Below are 15627 nucleotides of genomic sequence, written 5' to 3' on the forward strand. Positions count from 1 at the left end.
GACGTCATCTGACATGAGCACCACCTCTGGGTCCGCCTCCGTGGCCGGTCCCCGTCCCGTCCGCGCCCCGCGCGGAACCGACATCTCCTGCAAGGGCTGGCAACAGGAAGCCGTCCTGCGCATGTTGATGAACAACCTCGATCCCGAGGTCGCCGAGCACCCAGACGACCTCGTCGTCTACGGCGGCACCGGGCGGGCGGCCCGCAGCTGGCCGGCCTTCGACGCGTTGGTCCGAACCCTTCGCAGTCTCGAGGACGACGAGACCATGCTGGTCCAGTCCGGCAAGCCGGTCGGGGTGTTCCGCACCAACGTCTGGGCGCCCCGGGTTCTGATCGCCAACTCCAATCTGGTTGGTGACTGGGCCAATTGGGAGCAGTTCCGCAAGCTGGAGGCGCTGGGGCTGACGATGTACGGCCAGATGACGGCCGGATCGTGGATCTACATCGGCACTCAGGGCATCCTCCAAGGCACCTACGAGACGTTCGGGGCGATCGCCAAGAAGAAGTTCGGCGGCACCCTGGCTGGCACCATCACCCTGACCGGGGGCGTCGGCGGCATGGGCGGTGCGCAGCCGCTCGCGGTCACGATGAACGAGGGCGTCGCCATCTGCGTCGACGTCGACGAGACGCGCATCGACCGGCGCATCGCCAAGCGGTACCTCGACGTCAAGGCCACGGACCTCGACGACGCCGTGGCCAAGGCGATCGAAGCGCGAGATGCCAAGCGGCCGTTGTCGATCGGTGTGGTCGGCAACGCCGCCGAGGTGTTTCCCGCCCTGCTCGAACGCGACGCGCCGATCGACATCGTCACCGACCAGACCTCGGCGCACGACCCGCTGTCCTACCTGCCGATCGGGATCGACCTCGAGGACATGAAGAAGATGGCCGAGAAGGATCCGGCCTACTTCACCGAACAGGCGCAGGAGTCAATGGCCAAGCAGGTCGCCGCCATGGTCGGCTTCCTGGACAAGGGCGCCGAGGTGTTCGACTACGGCAACTCGATCCGCGACGAAGCGCGAAAGGCCGGTTACGACCGCGCCTTTGACTTCCCCGGCTTCGTGCCCGCCTACATTCGACCCCAGTTCGAAGAGGGTCTCGGTCCGTTCCGGTGGGCCGCCCTGTCCGGCGACCCGAAGGACATCGCCGCCACCGACAGGGCCATTCTGGAGCTCTTCCCGGACAACGAGCATCTGCGGCGGTGGATCACCATGGCGGGTGAGCGCGTCGAGTTCGAGGGGTTGCCCGCTCGCATCTGTTGGCTCGGCTACGGCGAACGACACCGCGCCGGACTGAAGTTCAACGAGATGGTCGCCTCCGGAGAGGTGTCCGCCCCCATCGTCATCGGCCGCGATCACCTCGACTCGGGATCGGTGGCCTCGCCCTACCGCGAAACCGAGGCGATGCTCGACGGGTCCGACGCGATCGCGGACTGGCCGCTGCTCAACGCATTGCTCAACACGGCGTCCGGCGCGACGTGGGTGTCGATTCACCACGGTGGCGGAGTCGGCATGGGCCGCTCCATCCACGCCGGGCAGGTGTCGGTGGCCGACGGAACCGAGCTCGCCGCACAGAAGCTCGAACGCGTGCTGACCAACGACCCCGGCATGGGCGTCATCCGGCACACCGACGCGGGATACGAGTACGCCGCCGAGGTGGCCGCCACTCGAGGAGTGCGAATTCCGATGCAGGAGAGCGAATGACCTCGTTCGACTCGATGTGGGGTTCCATCCTCGACGTCGGCCAGGACACCAACACCAGGGGCTATCGCCGATTTGCCTGGTCGGATGCCGACCTGACACTCCGGGAGTGGTTTCGCGGCTGCGCAGAGGCGCGGGGGATGTCCTACGAGGAGGACCGCAACGGCAACCTGTGGGCGTGGTGGCTGCCGCCGGGATGGACCGGTGAACCGACGGGCGCCTTCGTCACCGGGTCGCACCTGGACTCGGTGCCCGATGGCGGAGCCTTCGACGGGCCGCTCGGGGTCGTCTCCGCGTTCGCCGCGGTCGACGTCGTGCGTGAGCGCGGCGTGGTACCGACGATTCCCGTTGCGGTCGCGGCGTTCTCCGACGAGGAGGGCGCCAGGTTCGGTGTCGCCTGCGTCGGATCGCAACTCGTCACGGGAGCCCTCGGTGCCGACCGGGCCCGTGGGTTGCGTGACAACGACGGGGTCACCCTCGCCGAGGCGATGACGCGGGCGGGGCGCAAGCCCGAGCACCTCGGCGTCGACGAGGCCATGCTCGAGCGCATCGGCGTCTACGTCGAACTCCACGTCGAGCAGGGCCGGGCGCTGGACCTCGTCGACCGTCCGATCGCCGTGGCGTCGTCGATCTGGCCACATGGGCGCTGGGAGTTCGTCTTCGACGGAGCGGCCAACCACGCGGGCACCACCCGGCTCGCCGATCGACGCGACCCCATGCTGGCCTTCGCGTCCTCGGTGCACGCCGCCAGGTCGGCGGCGGCCAAGCACGAGGCGGTCGCCACGTTCGGCAAGGTGCTGGTGTCGCCCAACGGGGCCAACGCGATTCCGTCCCGGATCCGGGCGTGGCTGGACGCCCGCGCCGCCGACGAGGCGACGTTGACGGCGCTGGTCGACCAGATCAGCAGGGAAGCCGGGGGATTCGCGTCCTCCGACGACGTCGACCTCCACGTGACCGTCGAATCGGTAACGCCCATCGTCGAATTTCCCGAAGGTCCACGCGCCCGGTTGCAGCGCGCGCTGGCCCGTCTCGGTGACGTGCCGGTGCTGCCCACCCAGGCGGGCCACGACGCCGGGATCCTGTCGGCCAAGGTGCCGACGGCAATGCTGTTCGTGCGCAACCCGACCGGGGTGTCGCACTCCCCGGAGGAGCACGCCGAGACCGCGGACTGCCACGTCGGTGCGGAGGCGCTGGCCGACGTCATGACGGAGTGGGTGGGGTGAGCACCTGGTGGTGTGAACACGCCTGGCTGGGCGGGGCCACGGTCGCCGAGCGGGTGTCGATCTCGGTGTCCGACGGCAGTATCGCCTCGATCGAGGTCGGCGTCGACGCGCCTGCCTCGGCCCGGCGGCTCCCTGGTCTCGTCGTGCCCGGTCTGGCGAACGCGCACTCGCACGCCTTCCATCGCGCGTTGCGCTCGCGGACGCAGCGGGATCGTGGTTCCTTCTGGACGTGGCGCGATCTGATGTACCGCGCGGCGGGTCGGCTCGATCCCGACGGCTATCGGCGGCTGTCCCGCGCGGTGTACGCCGAAATGGCGCTGGCGGGCATCACGTCGGTCGGCGAATTTCACTACCTGCACCACGACGTCGGCGGGGTGCCCTACGCCGACCCCAACGAGATGGGCAGGGCCCTGATCGCCGGTGCCGCGGACGCCGGTGTTCGGCTGACCCTGCTCGACACGTGCTACCTGAGCTCGGGGGTCGACGGCGCACCGTTGGCTGAGGGCCCGCAGCAGCGCTTCGGGGACGGCAGCGGCGACCGCTGGGCCGACCGCGTCGAGGTACTTCACCGCCAGGTGTCCGCCGATGATCAGGTAATCGTCGGCGCCGCACTGCATTCGGTGCGCGGCGTGCCGCTGGCGCACATGCCCGCCGTCGTCGAGTGGGCCGCCGCGCACGACGCGCCACTGCACGTGCATTCGTCGGAACAGACCGCCGAGGTCGACCAGTGTCTCGCCGTGCACGGCGCCACCCCGACGGCACTGCTGCGCGACGCAGGCGTTCTCGGCCCGAGGACCACCGCGGTCCACGCCACGCACCTGACCGACGAGGACCTCGCCGACCTCGACCGCACGGCGACCGGGGTCTGCTTCTGTCCGACCACCGAGCGTGACCTCGGCGACGGCATCGGCCCGGCCGCCGCGCTGCTGGCTGGCCGCGGGCTGTTCAGCCTAGGGTCGGACTCCCACGCGATGGTCGACCTGTTCGAGGAGGCCCGTGCCACCGAACTCGACGAGCGCCTGGCCCGCCGCGAGCGCGGGATCGTCGCGGCCGAGAGATTGCTCGGGGCAGCCACTCTCGACGGCCAGCACGCCCTCGGGTGGACTGATGCGGGTGTCCTGCAGGTCGGTGCGCGTGCCGACCTGGTCGCGGTGGACCTGGGGTCGGTGCGCACGGCAGGTGGTGGCGCCACCGTCGAGAACGTGGTGTTCGCGGCTAGCGCCGCCGACGTCACCGACGTCGTCGTCGACGGTCGCGTCGTCGTCGCCGACCGGCGGCACTTTGGCGTCGACGACGTGGGTGCCGCACTGTCCGAGACCATTTCGGCGCTGATGGAAGGATCCGTTCGATGAGCACGCTGTATACCGGAATCGGCGAACTCGTCACCAACGACCCGAGCCAGGGCGACGGAAGCGCCCTCGGGATCATCGGCGACGGCGCGGTGGTCGTCGACGGTGACCGCATCGCGTGGGTCGGGCAACGGGGACACGCCCCGGACGCCGACTCCCGCGTCGACCTCGGTTACGCGAGCGTGATTCCCGGATTCGTGGACAGCCATGCGCATCTGGTGTTCGCGGGGGAGCGGTCGGCGGAGTTCGCGGCGCGGATGAGCGGGCAGCCCTACGCGGCGGGCGGCATCGCCACCACGGTCGCGGCGACCAGGGCGGCCGACGACCCGACCCTCGACCGCGGCCTCGAGCGGCTGACCGGCGAACTGCGCCGCGGTGGGGTGACGACGTTCGAGACCAAGAGTGGTTACGGCCTGACCGTCGCCGACGAAGCTCGGGCGTTGCGGCTGGCGCGCGCGTTCACCGACGAGACGACGTTCCTCGGAGCGCACGTCGTGCCGCAGGAGTACCGCGACGACCGCGACGGCTACGTCGACCTGGTCGCCGGTCCGATGATGGAGGCCTGCGCGCCGCTGGCCCGGTGGGTCGACGTGTTCTGCGACAGGGGCGCCTTCGACGTGGACGAGGCACGGACGATCCTGCGGGCGGGGATGGCCGCGGGTCTGGTGCCCCGTCTGCACGCGGGCCAGCTCGAACTCGGTGCGGGCATCCAACTGGCCGTCGAGTTGGGGGCCGCCTCGGTGGACCATTGCACCTACGCCTCCGACGCCGACGTCGATGCGCTTGCCGCGGCGGCCGACACCACGGTGGCGACGTTGCTTCCCGGCGCGGAGTTCTCCACTCGCGCAACGTGGCCCGACGCACGACGGTTCATCGACGCGGGCGCCACGGTTGCGTTGGCCACCGACTGCAACCCGGGATCGTCGTTCACCTCCAGCATGTCCTTCTGCATCGCCGTCGCGGTGCGCGACATGTACTTCACCCCTGCGCAGGCGCTGTGGTCGGCGACCGCGGGCGGGGCGGCGGCGTTGCGCCGCGACGACGTCGGGGTTCTCGCGGTCGGTCGGCGGGCGGACTTCGTCGTGCTGGACGCCCCGTCGTACGTCCACCTGGCCTATCGGCCCGGTGTCCCGCTGGTACGTGACGTGATCACCAACGGAGTGATTCTGCCGCGGCCATGAATTGCCCGCCGGGCAATCTTGCCCACCGTGCAATATTTGCCGTACGGTGGCGGACATGTCAGAACCAATCCCAAGCGGCTTGCGAGAGCGCAAGAAGGCCGACACCCGACGGGCGCTGAGCGATGCCGCGCTGACGTTGGCCTTCGAGCGGGGCTTTGACTCCGTCACCAGGGAGGCGATCGCCAGCCTCGCGGGAGTCTCGCTACGGACCTTCAACAACTACTTCACCGGGAAGTACGAGGCGCTGGCCTACCGCCAGGCAGAGCGCATGCGCCGAAGCATCGCGGCGCTGCGGGAACGGCCGGCCGACGAGCCGTTGTGGACGGCGATCACCGAAGCGCTCCTAGAGCCGCTTGAAGAGGACTTCGCGGACGCCATGGGGGCGGAGAACGGACTTCCGACCAGAGCCGAACTCGCCGAGGTGCGAAAGCTGCTGATGAGTCCGGACATTCGCAATGCCGTGTCCAAGGAGCTGTACGACGAATGGGTTGACGCGGTGGCCGAGCGCACCGGCACCGACCCCGCGCGGGACACGTATCCGCGACTGGTGGTGGCGGTGGTGCGCGCGGTGGGCGACGTGGCCATGGACGCCTACGTCGCATCGGATCCGCCGGTGGCCATCACCACGCACCTTCGAGAGTGCATGGCAGCCGTCGCGGCCGGGCTGCCGGAACCAACGCGTCGCGGAGGAGAACGATGACCGAGACCGACGTCGTCATCGCGGGAGCGGGTCCGAACGGGCTCATGCTGGCCTGTGAGCTGGCGCTGGCCGGCGTGCGACCCGTCGTGCTCGACCGGTTGCCCGCGCCGACTGACGAGCCGAAGGCCAACGGCCTTGTCGGACAGGTGATCCGCCAGCTGGACATGCGTGGCCTGTATCAGGAGTTCGGCGGGGAGGACGGCTCGCCACGGCCGGTGCCGGGATGGATGTTCTCCGCGATGCCGATGAGCTTGGCCGAGGTCGCCGACAACCCGATGCACGCCCTGATGCTGCAGCAGCCTCGGCTGGTGGAACTGCTGGTGGCTCGGGCCGTCGATCTCGGCGTCGACGTCCGGTGGGGTCGCGGCGTGGCGGGTGTCTCGCCCACCGCGTCCGGGGCGACCGTAGCCGTCGAATCATCCGACGGCCCCTACGATCTCGACACCACCTACCTCGTCGCTGCAGACGGGGGCCGGAGCCTGATCCGCAAGACCCTCGGGATCGACTTTCCCGGCAGCACCTCGGACACGGTGTCGCGGATGGCGCACGTGAGGCTGCCCGACGACCTGCGCGCCGAGGACGGAACGTACGTGATCCCCGGGTATGGCCGATTACCGTTCGGCCACAACAGACTTGGCAACGGCGGCCTGATCGCCGCGCAGTTCCAGCCGGGCCGGCTTCTGCTGGGCACCATCGAATTCGGGCGCACCGACGGTCTGGCGGACGTGCCGATGACCCTCGACGAGTTGCGGGAAAGCGCCCGGCGGGTGATCGGCGTCGACGTTCCGATCGAGGCGCCGACCGGGCCGGGGCCACATGCGTTGCGACGCATCGACGGTCAGAACTCCCGCCAGGCGTCCACCTATCGCGAGGGTAACGTGCTGCTACTCGGCGACGCCGCGCACGTCCACTCGGCGATGGGCGGGCCGGGGCTGAACCTGGGTCTGCAGGACGCCGTCAACCTGGGCTGGAAGCTGGCGGCCGAGGTCAAGGGCTCGGCGCCCGACGGACTGCTGGACACCTACGACTCCGAGCGTCGTCCGGTGGGGGAGCGGGTGATGATGCAGTCGCTGTCGCAGACGGCGCTGATGGCACCGGGACCCGAGATCGACGCGCTGCGAGAGCTTTTCGGCGAGCTGATGGAACTGCCCGCGGTCAGGGAGCACATGGCGCACCTGCTGGCGGGCTCCGACGTCCGCTATCCCGTCGGTGACTCCCACCCGCTGTCGGGCTACCTCGCGCCGGAGCTGAGCCTCGTCGGCGGCACGCGGCTCGCGGAGCTCCTGCACCGTGCGCGGCCGGTGCTGCTTGACCTGTCCGGTGGTGGGTTCGCGGCGAGCGCCGACCCGTGGGCCGACCGCGTCGACCTGGTGACGGGCGGCAGTGCCGACACGTCGGTGGCGGCGCTGTTGGTGCGCCCCGACGGCTACGTGGCGTGGGCGACGGACTCACCGGACGGGCCGGGGCTTCCCGCGGCGCTCGCCCGGTGGTTCGGCCCCGCCTGACCCCCGCCGCCGCAAACATGCGGGCAGTCGGCGGCCCGTCAGCCCGTGAAGCCGCGTTCCCGCAGGGCCGTCCGCACCCGGGCCACGACTCGGGCCCGCTCGTAGCGCAGCTGCCTGGCGCTGACGCGCACGATGCACCAGCCTCGGGCGGCCAGGAACTCCAGCCGATCGATGTCGTTCGCGTAGTCGTCGGGGCCGGTCCAGTGCTGCTCGCCGTCGTACTCGACGCCGACCTTCCATTCGGCCCAGCCCATGTCGACCCGCCGCACGACACGGCCCCGATCGTCGAGTATCGGTATCTGAGTTGCCGGTCGGGGGAGGTCCGACCGAACGAGCAGCAACCGCAGGCGGGTCTCCTGTGGTGACTCCGAACCCGCGTCGACCAGGTCCATGACGCGCTGCAACCGCCGGACGCCACGCGCACCCGGATGCATCCGTGCGACGAGCTCGACCGCCTGCGCCGTTACCGCCGTCGCGTTGAGCAGCGCGTCGACCCGAATCACCGCACTCTCCAACGGAAGTCGTCTGCCGAGGTCGTAGGCCGTGCGGGCCACCGTGGTACAGGCGATCTCGCCGACCCGACGTACCTCGTCCTCGCGAAGCTCGTAGCTGCGAACGGTGATTCCGTTGGGCGGAGGTCGACGGGAGTGGACGATCTCCACGGGTGCGTCCTCAGGCACCCACCGACTGCCGAGCAGCGCCGCCGCCGAATGTCCGACCAGGGTGGCGTGTCGACCCGACCACAGCCAGGCGGCGCGGCCCCGGTCGACGGCAGTCAGCTCGACGCCGCGTGGGACGTACACGTTGCGATGGAGCTTGGTGTAGCTGCGCCTCAGGTCGCGCCGGGTGAGGCTGCCGCTGGCCAAGGCTTCCGTCGCCACGACGAGTCGGTCGGACACTCACCAATCGTCGGGCATCGTGGCGCGCCCGTTGCGCACCAATTCCCCCGCCGCAAACATGCGGGCAGTCAGCGGCCCGTCAGGCCAGCGTGGCCCGCACCCCCACCGTGATGTACGGCAGCGCCAGGCCGGACGCGTTGACCAGAGCGGGGTGGGTGGCCAGCAGCGTCCGCACGTCCGCGAGGGTCTTGGAGCGCACGTCGGCCGGTGAGGTGATGCAGTAGCTGCGCGACGCCACCAGGTCGATCAGCGCCTGCGGCGTCAGGTAATTCGTCCACTCGAACTGCTGGCGCTCCAGCCCGACGAACGGCGCGGGAAGCGTTACCTCGCGGCTGAACGGATCTTCCTCGTGGCCCACGATGCGGCCGAGATCCTTGACCCAGCCCAGCCGTTCGTCGCGCGTGTTCCACACCAGCCCGAGTCGACCGCCTGGCCGCAGCACGCGCGCGACCTCCTTGATGGCCCGCTCTGGGTCGAACCAATGCCACGCTTGGGCGACGAGCACCGAGTCGACGCTGTCGTCGGGCAGTGGAATCTCCTCGGCACTGCCGAGCAACGCCGGGGTGTCGGGCAAGGAACGGCTGAGGACCTCGAGCATCTCGGGGATGGGGTCGACGGCGATGACGTCGAGTCCACGTTCGACCAGTCGAATGGTCAGCTTTCCGGTTCCTGCTCCGAGGTCGAGAACGTTGCGCGCCCCGCTTTGCAAAAGCCAATTGATGGCCTCCGGCGGGTACGACGGCCGGCCCCGTTCGTAGGCCGCGGCCTCCTCGCCGAATGACAGTGAGCGCTGCCGCGCTTCGTCAGTGGTCACGTGGACGCGAACTCCAATGTCTGCCTGATCATTTCGTAGACTGCCTCGGTTTCGACGAGGAATCCGTCGTGGCCGAAGTCCGACTCCACGACGTTCAGGGCCTGACACGTCGGGAGTAGATCGGCCAGTTCCCGTTGCAACCGAAGCGGGTACAACCGGTCGGAGGTGATCCCTCCGACGATCACCGGCACCGTGACCCTGCCCAGCGCCGCCGCAACGCCGCCCCTTCCGCGGCCGACGTCGTGCGTGCTCAGTGCGTCGGAGAGCGCGACGTAGGTGCCCGCGTCGAAGCGACGGGCCAGCTTGCCGCCCTGGTGCTCGAGGTAGCTCTGCACCGCGTAGCGCCCGCCGGTGACCGGATCCTCGTTGCCCTGGGCGTCGTTGCCGAACCGCTCGTCGAGCTCGGCCTCGCCGCGATAGGTCAGATGCGCGAAGCGCCTGGCTATCTCCATGCCCACCTGGGGTGAGCGGCCGGTGCCGTGATAGTCGCCGTTCTGCCAGTTGGGGTCGGCCTTGATGGCCGACACCTGGGTGCTCTGCGTTCCGATCTGGTCGGCGGTCGCGCGTGCTCCCACTGCCAGAACCAGTGCCGCCCTGACGGTTTCGGGGTGGCCGACGATCCACTCCAGTGCTCGGGCACCACCCATGGAGCCGCCGACGACCGCGGCGACCTGGCTGATGCCCAGTGCCGAGAGGGCGGCGAGATCGGCGTTGACCTGGTCGCGCACCGTGATCGTGGGGAACCGCGAGCCCCACGGCTTCCCATCTGGCGCAAGCGAACTGGGCCCGGTTGAACCTCGGCACCCACCCAACACGTTGGTGGCGATCGCGCACCACCGCTCGGTGTCGATCGGTGCGCCAGGTCCTGCGACGCCGTCCCACCAGCCGGGGGTGGGATGGTCGGAACCGGCGGGGCCGGTGACGTGGGAATCGCCGGTCAGCGCGTGCAGCACGACGACGGCGTTGTCGCGATCGTCTGACAGCTCGCCCCAGCGTTGCACCGCGATCCGGACGTCGTCGAGAACCACCCCCGACTCCAGCGTCAGCGGGCCGACGTCGACGATGCCGATCTCCCCTTCGGCGGGCAGCGTCAGCAGGGGAGTGTCCGGGGCTTCGATGATCGTCACTCTTCTTCTCTCACGACGATTCTCAACTCACACCGAGACCGTGGCCTGGGCGGCACCCGACACCGCGGTGGCGGCGGCGAAGCCCTGCTCGAGGTCGGCGATGATGTCGTCGATTCCCTCGATCCCGACGGCCAGCCGCACCAGCCCCGGCGTGACGCCGGTGGCGAGCTGTTCGGTGGGGGAGAGCTGCGCGTGCGTCGTCGAGGCGGGGTGGATCACCAGCGACCGCACGTCACCGATGTTGGCGACGTGGCTGTGCAGCGTCAGGGCGTTGACGAACGCCTTGCCTGCCTCGATTCCGCCGGCCAGCTCGAAGGCGAGTACGGCTCCGGTTCCCTTGGGCGCCAACTTCTTTCCGATGTCATACCACGGCGACGAGGGGAGGCCCGCGTAGTTGACCGACACCACTCCGTCATGGGCGCTGAGGAATTCGGCAACCTTCTGCGCGTTCGCGACATGCCGTTCGATGCGCAGGCTCAGCGTCTCGAGACCCTGGGCGACGAGGAAGGCGTTGAACGGTGCCCCCGCCGAGCCGAGGTCGCGCAGCAACTGCACCCTGGCCTTGAGCGCATAGGCGGGCGGCCCGAGCTCGGAGAACACCACACCGTGGTAACTGGGGTCCGGGGTGGTGAAGCCGGGGTGGCGGCCTTGGGTCCAGTCGAAGTTGCCCGAGTCGACGATCACACCGGCGATCGCCGTGCCGTGCCCGCCGAGGTACTTGGTCGCAGAGTGCACCACGATGTCGGCGCCGTGGGCGATCGGCTGGATGAGATACGGCGTGGCAATGGTGTTGTCCACGATCAGCGGGACGCCGTTTTCGTGGGCGACCGAGGAGACCCCCGGGATGTTGAGGATGTCGATCTGGGGGTTGGAGATCGTCTCGCCGAAGAACGCCTTGGTGTTGGGCCGCACGGCCGCCCGCCACGAATCCAAGTCGTCGGGATCGTCGACGAAGGTGGTCTCGATGCCCAGCTTGGGCAGCGTGTAGTGGAAGAGGTTGTACGTGCCGCCGTACAGCCGCGGGCTGGAGACGATGTGGTCACCGGCGCCGGCGAGGTTGAGGATCGCGAACGTCTCGGCCGCCTGACCGGAGGACAGGAACAAGGCCGCCACGCCGCCTTCGAGGGCCGCGATGCGCTGCTCGACGACGTCCTGGGTGGGGTTCATGATGCGGGTGTAGATGTTGCCCGGCTCGGCGAGGCCGAACAGTGCCGCGGCATGGTCGGTGTCTCTGAACGCGTACGAGGTGGTCTGGTAGATCGGCAACGCCCGCGCGCCGGTGGCGACGTCGGGGCTCTGGCCGGCGTGGACCTGTTTGGTCTCGAACGCCCACGAAGCGGTCGGATCGATGATGTCAGTCATTGAGGATGTCTCCTGAAATGAGAATGGGGTGCCGTAGTCGGCACGAATCAAGCGTGGAAATGGTTCAGCGTCAACAACACAACGGGGGCCTCCGCATCAGGTTTCCCTGTCTACTAAGGGGCCCGTCATGGCGGGCCCGCGCTTGCCGTGTAGCCAACTGCGGCTACTCAACCTGGTCATCACCCAGGGCACCCCACCGCGGTTGGAGGGTTGCCGGCCAGCAAGCCGGGGCTTGACGCTGGCACTCATGACCGAAACGAAGCGTATCCCACGACGTCCCGTGGGTGCCAGTGTGATCTAGCTAGGACAACCCTGACGGTTGGGTGTGTCGAGCGCCTTCGGGGCGTCCTCGATCGACTGGTGCACGACGTCCAGCACCTGCGGATCCCAGGTCATCGCGGTGTTCCACTCCAATTTGGCAGCGTTGGAGACGAAGATGCTGTGGGTGTCGTCGACGGTGTAGCAGCGACGGTGCGGAAGCACGGAGTCGGCGACGTCGACTGCGTGCGCGCTGGACAGGGCGACCAATCCGTCGTTGGGCCACACGGCAGGGTTGACCTGGCCGGGCATGGTGAACCGCTTCCCGGCGATCAGGACGACGGGAATGTCCTGGAGAACCCCGGACTGGTGTTCGTTCCAACCGTTGTCGCCCATTAGATAGGCCCGATTGACCTCGCGGCCGCTCCCGGACATCAGGCGCAGCACTTCGTCCTTCATCCCCTTCATGGCGGTCTCGCAGAGCGCGTTGCCGAGGCAGTCGGTTAGGGGCAGGTTGCCGTTGGCGTAGTCCGAAAGGTAGCTGCCCTGCCACGGGGTGCCGAGGGTGGTCAGCGAGCGCACGTGCACGGGCGAGTTCGTGCTGGTCAGCACGCGGATGGCCGAGCGGGAGTACAGCCCTCCCATCGAATGGGCGACGAAGTCGACGTCGGTGACGCCCTTCTCGGTGTGCAGCCAGTTCAGGAAGCGCGCCAAGTGTTCACCGGCGGTGTCGATGCTGGCCGTCGAGTCGACGGTCATGTTCTCCGGCAGGGTGACCGGGCAGATTCCAAAGGGGCCAAAACCGGTCTGGTCGACCACCTGTCCGCGGCCGGCAATGGCTGGTGAGGTGAAGACGGTGTAGCCCTGTTCGAGCAGGTGTTCACGCAGGGCGGTGTCGGTGTTGCCGGCGGCCAGGCCGGTGGCGCACGCCTGGTCCGGGGTGGTGAACGGGCTGGTCGCGTCCCCGCCGGAGACGATCACGACGGCCTGGGATGCCGAGCGCTTCTCGGGTTCGGTCGGCGCGGCGGGTTCACTGCCGCAGCCGGCCGTCAGCACCATCGTCAGGATTGCTGCCCCCGCTGCCAGTATTTGCCTCACGAGGCCGCAGCGTAACTGTCCTCAGCGTCAACCGATCATGATTCGCCGAGTCACCCACGCCATCCGTGGCAGGAGAGCTACGCGTAGGTTCGTACTCGACGCGATAATGACCTTGAACGCAGATAGACCGTGACGCCGGGAGACAGATAAGTGACTGAGCAGCCGACCATCATCTACACCCTGACCGACGAGGCGCCGCTGCTGGCGACGCACGCCTTCCTTCCCGTGGTGCGCGCGTTCGCGGGCGCCGCCGGCATCGACGTCGAGACCAGCGACATCTCCGTCGCGGCCCGCATCCTGGCCGAGTTCTCCGACTACCTGACCGAAGAGCAGCGGGTGCCGGACAACCTCGCCGCGCTCGGCAAGCTCACGCAGCTCTCGGACACCAACATCATCAAGCTTCCGAACATCAGCGCCTCGGTGCCGCAGCTGCTGGCCGCCATCAAGGAGCTCAAGGCCAAGGGCTACGACCTCCCGGACTACCCGGGCGAGCCGAAGACCGACGAAGAGAAGAAGATCAAGCAGCGCTACGGCACGTGTCTCGGCAGCGCGGTGAATCCGGTACTGCGCGAGGGTAACTCGGACCGCCGCGCACCGAAGGCCGTCAAGGAGTACGCCCGCAAGCACCCGCACAGCATGGGCAAGTGGTCGCAGGCGTCCCGCACGCACGTGGCGACGATGCGGCATGGCGACTTCTATCACGGTGAGAAGTCGTTGACGCTGGACAAGGCCCACACCGTGCGGATGGAGCTGAAGACCAAGGGCGGCGAGACCCTGGTGCTGAAGCCGGAGGTGAAGCTCGACGCGGGCGACGTCATCGACAGCATGTTCATGAGCAAGAAGGCGCTGTGTGAATTCTTCGAGACGGAGATGCAGGACGCCTACGAGACCGGCGTGATGTTCTCGCTGCACGTCAAGGCGACGATGATGAAGGTCAGCCACCCCATCGTCTTCGGGCACGCGGTGAAGGTGTTCTACAAGGACGCGTTCGCCAAGCATCAGCAGCTGTTCGACGAGCTGGGCGTCAACGTCAACAACGGTTTGAGCGATCTCTACGCCAAGATCGAGACGCTGTCCGCGACGCAGCACGAAGAGATCATTCGCGACCTGCACGCCTGTCACGAGCACCGTCCCGAGCTGGCGATGGTCGACTCGGCGAAGGGCATCACCAACTTCCATTCGCCAAGCGACGTGATCGTCGACGCGTCCATGCCCGCGATGATCCGCGCCGGCGGCAAGATGTACGGCGCCGACGGCAAGCTCAAGGACACCAAGGCGGTCAACCCCGAGTCGACGTTTTCCCGGATCTACCAGGAGATCGTGAACTTCTGCAAGACCCACGGCCAGTTCGACCCCACGACGATGGGCACCGTTCCCAACGTCGGCCTGATGGCGCAGAAGGCCGAGGAGTACGGCAGCCACGACAAGACCTTCGAGATTCCCGAGGACGGCGTCGCCGACATCGTCGACGTCGAGACCGGTGAGGTGCTGCTCACGCAGAACGTGGAAGAGGGCGACATCTGGCGCATGCCGGTGGTGAAGGACGCCCCGATCCGCGACTGGGTAAAGCTGGCCGTCACCAGGACGCGCGAGTCCGGCATGCCGGTGGTGTTCTGGCTCGACCAGGAACGGCCCCACGAGAACGAGTTGCGCACGCTGGTCAACAAGTACCTCAAGGACCACGACACCGACGGCCTCGACATCACGATCATGAGCCAAGAGCGCGCGATGCGGCACACCATCGAGCGGGCCATGCGCGGCCAGGACACCATCGCCGCGACCGGTAACATCCTGCGGGACTACCTGACCGACCTGTTCCCCATCCTGGAACTGGGCACCAGCGCCAAGATGCTGTCCATCGTGCCGCTGATGGCCGGCGGCGGGTTGTACGAGACCGGCGCAGGCGGATCGGCACCCAAGCACGTCAGCCAGCTGGTGGAGGAGAACCACCTGCGCTGGGATTCGCTCGGCGAGTTCCTCGCGCTGGCCGCCAGCTTCGACGGCCTTGGCGCCAAGGAGGACAACCAGAAGGCCAGGATCCTCGCCAAGACGCTGGACTCGGCGACCGGAAAGCTGTTGGACGAGAACAAGAATCCGTCGCGCAAGACCGGTGAGCTGGACAACCGGGGCAGCCAGTTCTACCTCGCCATGTACTGGGCGCAGGAGCTGGCGGCGCAGACCGAGGACTCCGAGCTCTCTGCCTACTTCGCGCCGCTGGCCAAGGCGTTGGCCGACAACGAGGAGGCCATCGTCTCCGAACTCAATGGCGTGCAGGGTGATTCGGTCGACATCGGCGGCTACTACTACCCGGATCCCGAGAAGATCACGGCAGTGATGCGTCCAAGCAAGACGTTCAACGAGGCGTTGGAGTCCGCTCACGGCTGATCCACCGGCGGGCGTCCTTGTAATGTGGCT

Annotated in this window: 12 protein-coding genes and 1 riboswitch; of the genes, 7 read left to right on the forward strand and 5 right to left on the reverse strand. The window is 68.2% G+C overall.

What is annotated here, in order from left to right; translation table 11 throughout:
• Nucleotides 1–13 precede the first annotated feature (13 nt).
• The 6 genes from hutU to B1790_RS23315 are packed head-to-tail and all read left to right on the forward strand — an operon-like array spanning nt 14 to nt 7654.
• Nucleotides 14–1699, forward strand: a complete 1686-nt coding sequence (gene hutU / locus B1790_RS23290) for a urocanate hydratase (protein WP_079925657.1) — start codon at nt 14–16, stop codon at nt 1697–1699.
• A complete protein-coding gene (locus B1790_RS23295; protein ID WP_079925658.1) occupies nt 1696–2919 on the forward strand; it encodes an allantoate amidohydrolase in 1224 nt (407 codons plus the stop codon). Before hutU ends, B1790_RS23295 begins: the two co-directional genes overlap by 4 nt.
• The gene (locus B1790_RS23300; RefSeq protein WP_198952100.1) at nt 2916–4271 is read left to right on the forward strand and encodes a formimidoylglutamate deiminase; all 1356 of its coding nucleotides are present in this window, start codon (nt 2916–2918) and stop codon (nt 4269–4271) included. Before B1790_RS23295 ends, B1790_RS23300 begins: the two co-directional genes overlap by 4 nt.
• The gene (gene hutI, locus B1790_RS23305) at nt 4268–5449 is read left to right on the forward strand and encodes an imidazolonepropionase (protein WP_079925660.1); all 1182 of its coding nucleotides are present in this window, start codon (nt 4268–4270) and stop codon (nt 5447–5449) included. The genes B1790_RS23300 and hutI overlap by 4 nt, the downstream gene beginning before the upstream one ends.
• A 55-nt stretch (nt 5450–5504) precedes the next feature.
• Nucleotides 5505–6149: a TetR family transcriptional regulator gene (locus B1790_RS23310; protein ID WP_079925661.1), complete on the forward strand. Its 645-nt coding sequence runs from the start codon at nt 5505–5507 to the stop codon at nt 6147–6149.
• Nucleotides 6146–7654 (forward strand): FAD-dependent monooxygenase, encoded by a 1509-nt coding sequence (locus B1790_RS23315; protein WP_079925662.1) that lies wholly within the window; start codon nt 6146–6148, stop codon nt 7652–7654. Before B1790_RS23310 ends, B1790_RS23315 begins: the two co-directional genes overlap by 4 nt.
• 38 nt (nt 7655–7692) lie before the next feature.
• Here B1790_RS23315 and B1790_RS23320 read toward each other — a convergent pair whose 3' ends face one another.
• The 5 genes from B1790_RS23320 to B1790_RS23340 form a co-directional block, all read right to left on the reverse strand.
• Nucleotides 7693–8553, reverse strand: coding sequence for an endonuclease domain-containing protein (locus tag B1790_RS23320; protein ID WP_079925663.1), 861 nt, complete (start codon nt 8551–8553; stop codon nt 7693–7695).
• Nucleotides 8554–8632: 79 nt separating this feature from the next.
• A complete protein-coding gene (locus B1790_RS23325) occupies nt 8633–9367 on the reverse strand; it encodes a class I SAM-dependent methyltransferase (protein ID WP_079925664.1) in 735 nt (244 codons plus the stop codon).
• Nucleotides 9364–10494 carry a homoserine O-acetyltransferase gene (locus tag B1790_RS23330; RefSeq protein WP_079925665.1) on the reverse strand — a complete coding sequence of 377 codons (1131 nt, stop codon included), beginning with the start codon at nt 10492–10494 and terminating at the stop codon, nt 9364–9366. Before B1790_RS23330 ends, B1790_RS23325 begins: the two co-directional genes overlap by 4 nt.
• Before the next feature lie 27 nt (nt 10495–10521).
• Nucleotides 10522–11856 (reverse strand): bifunctional o-acetylhomoserine/o-acetylserine sulfhydrylase, encoded by a 1335-nt coding sequence (locus B1790_RS23335; RefSeq protein WP_079925666.1) that lies wholly within the window; start codon nt 11854–11856, stop codon nt 10522–10524.
• Between the two features lie 133 nt (nt 11857–11989).
• A riboswitch (SAM riboswitch) is annotated at nt 11990–12109 on the reverse strand.
• 44 nt (nt 12110–12153) lie between these two features.
• Nucleotides 12154–13212, reverse strand: a complete 1059-nt coding sequence (locus B1790_RS23340) for a triacylglycerol lipase (RefSeq protein WP_233165280.1) — start codon at nt 13210–13212, stop codon at nt 12154–12156.
• A gap of 150 nt (nt 13213–13362) precedes the next feature.
• Between B1790_RS23340 and B1790_RS23345 the strand changes: the two genes are divergently transcribed.
• Nucleotides 13363–15597 (forward strand): NADP-dependent isocitrate dehydrogenase, encoded by a 2235-nt coding sequence (locus B1790_RS23345; RefSeq protein WP_079925668.1) that lies wholly within the window; start codon nt 13363–13365, stop codon nt 15595–15597.
• Nucleotides 15598–15627: the final 30 nt, after the last annotated feature.

Origin of the sequence: Mycobacterium sp. AT1 (genome assembly GCF_002043095.1) — a bacterium.
Lineage (GTDB): Bacteria > Actinomycetota > Actinomycetes > Mycobacteriales > Mycobacteriaceae > Mycobacterium.

What these genes read in the sequence shown, in the direction of transcription:
- B1790_RS23335 (WP_079925666.1), bottom strand. Translation starts at nt 11,856, where the DNA reads ATGACTGACATCATCGATCCGACCGCTTCGTGGGCGTTCGAGACCAAA.
- B1790_RS23315 (WP_079925662.1), top strand. Translation starts at nt 6,146, where the DNA reads ATGACCGAGACCGACGTCGTCATCGCGGGAGCGGGTCCGAACGGGCTC.
- B1790_RS23295 (WP_079925658.1), top strand. Translation starts at nt 1,696, where the DNA reads ATGACCTCGTTCGACTCGATGTGGGGTTCCATCCTCGACGTCGGCCAG.
- hutI (WP_079925660.1), top strand. Translation starts at nt 4,268, where the DNA reads ATGAGCACGCTGTATACCGGAATCGGCGAACTCGTCACCAACGACCCG.
- B1790_RS23310 (WP_079925661.1), top strand. Translation starts at nt 5,505, where the DNA reads ATGTCAGAACCAATCCCAAGCGGCTTGCGAGAGCGCAAGAAGGCCGAC.
- hutU (WP_079925657.1), top strand. Translation starts at nt 14, where the DNA reads ATGAGCACCACCTCTGGGTCCGCCTCCGTGGCCGGTCCCCGTCCCGTC.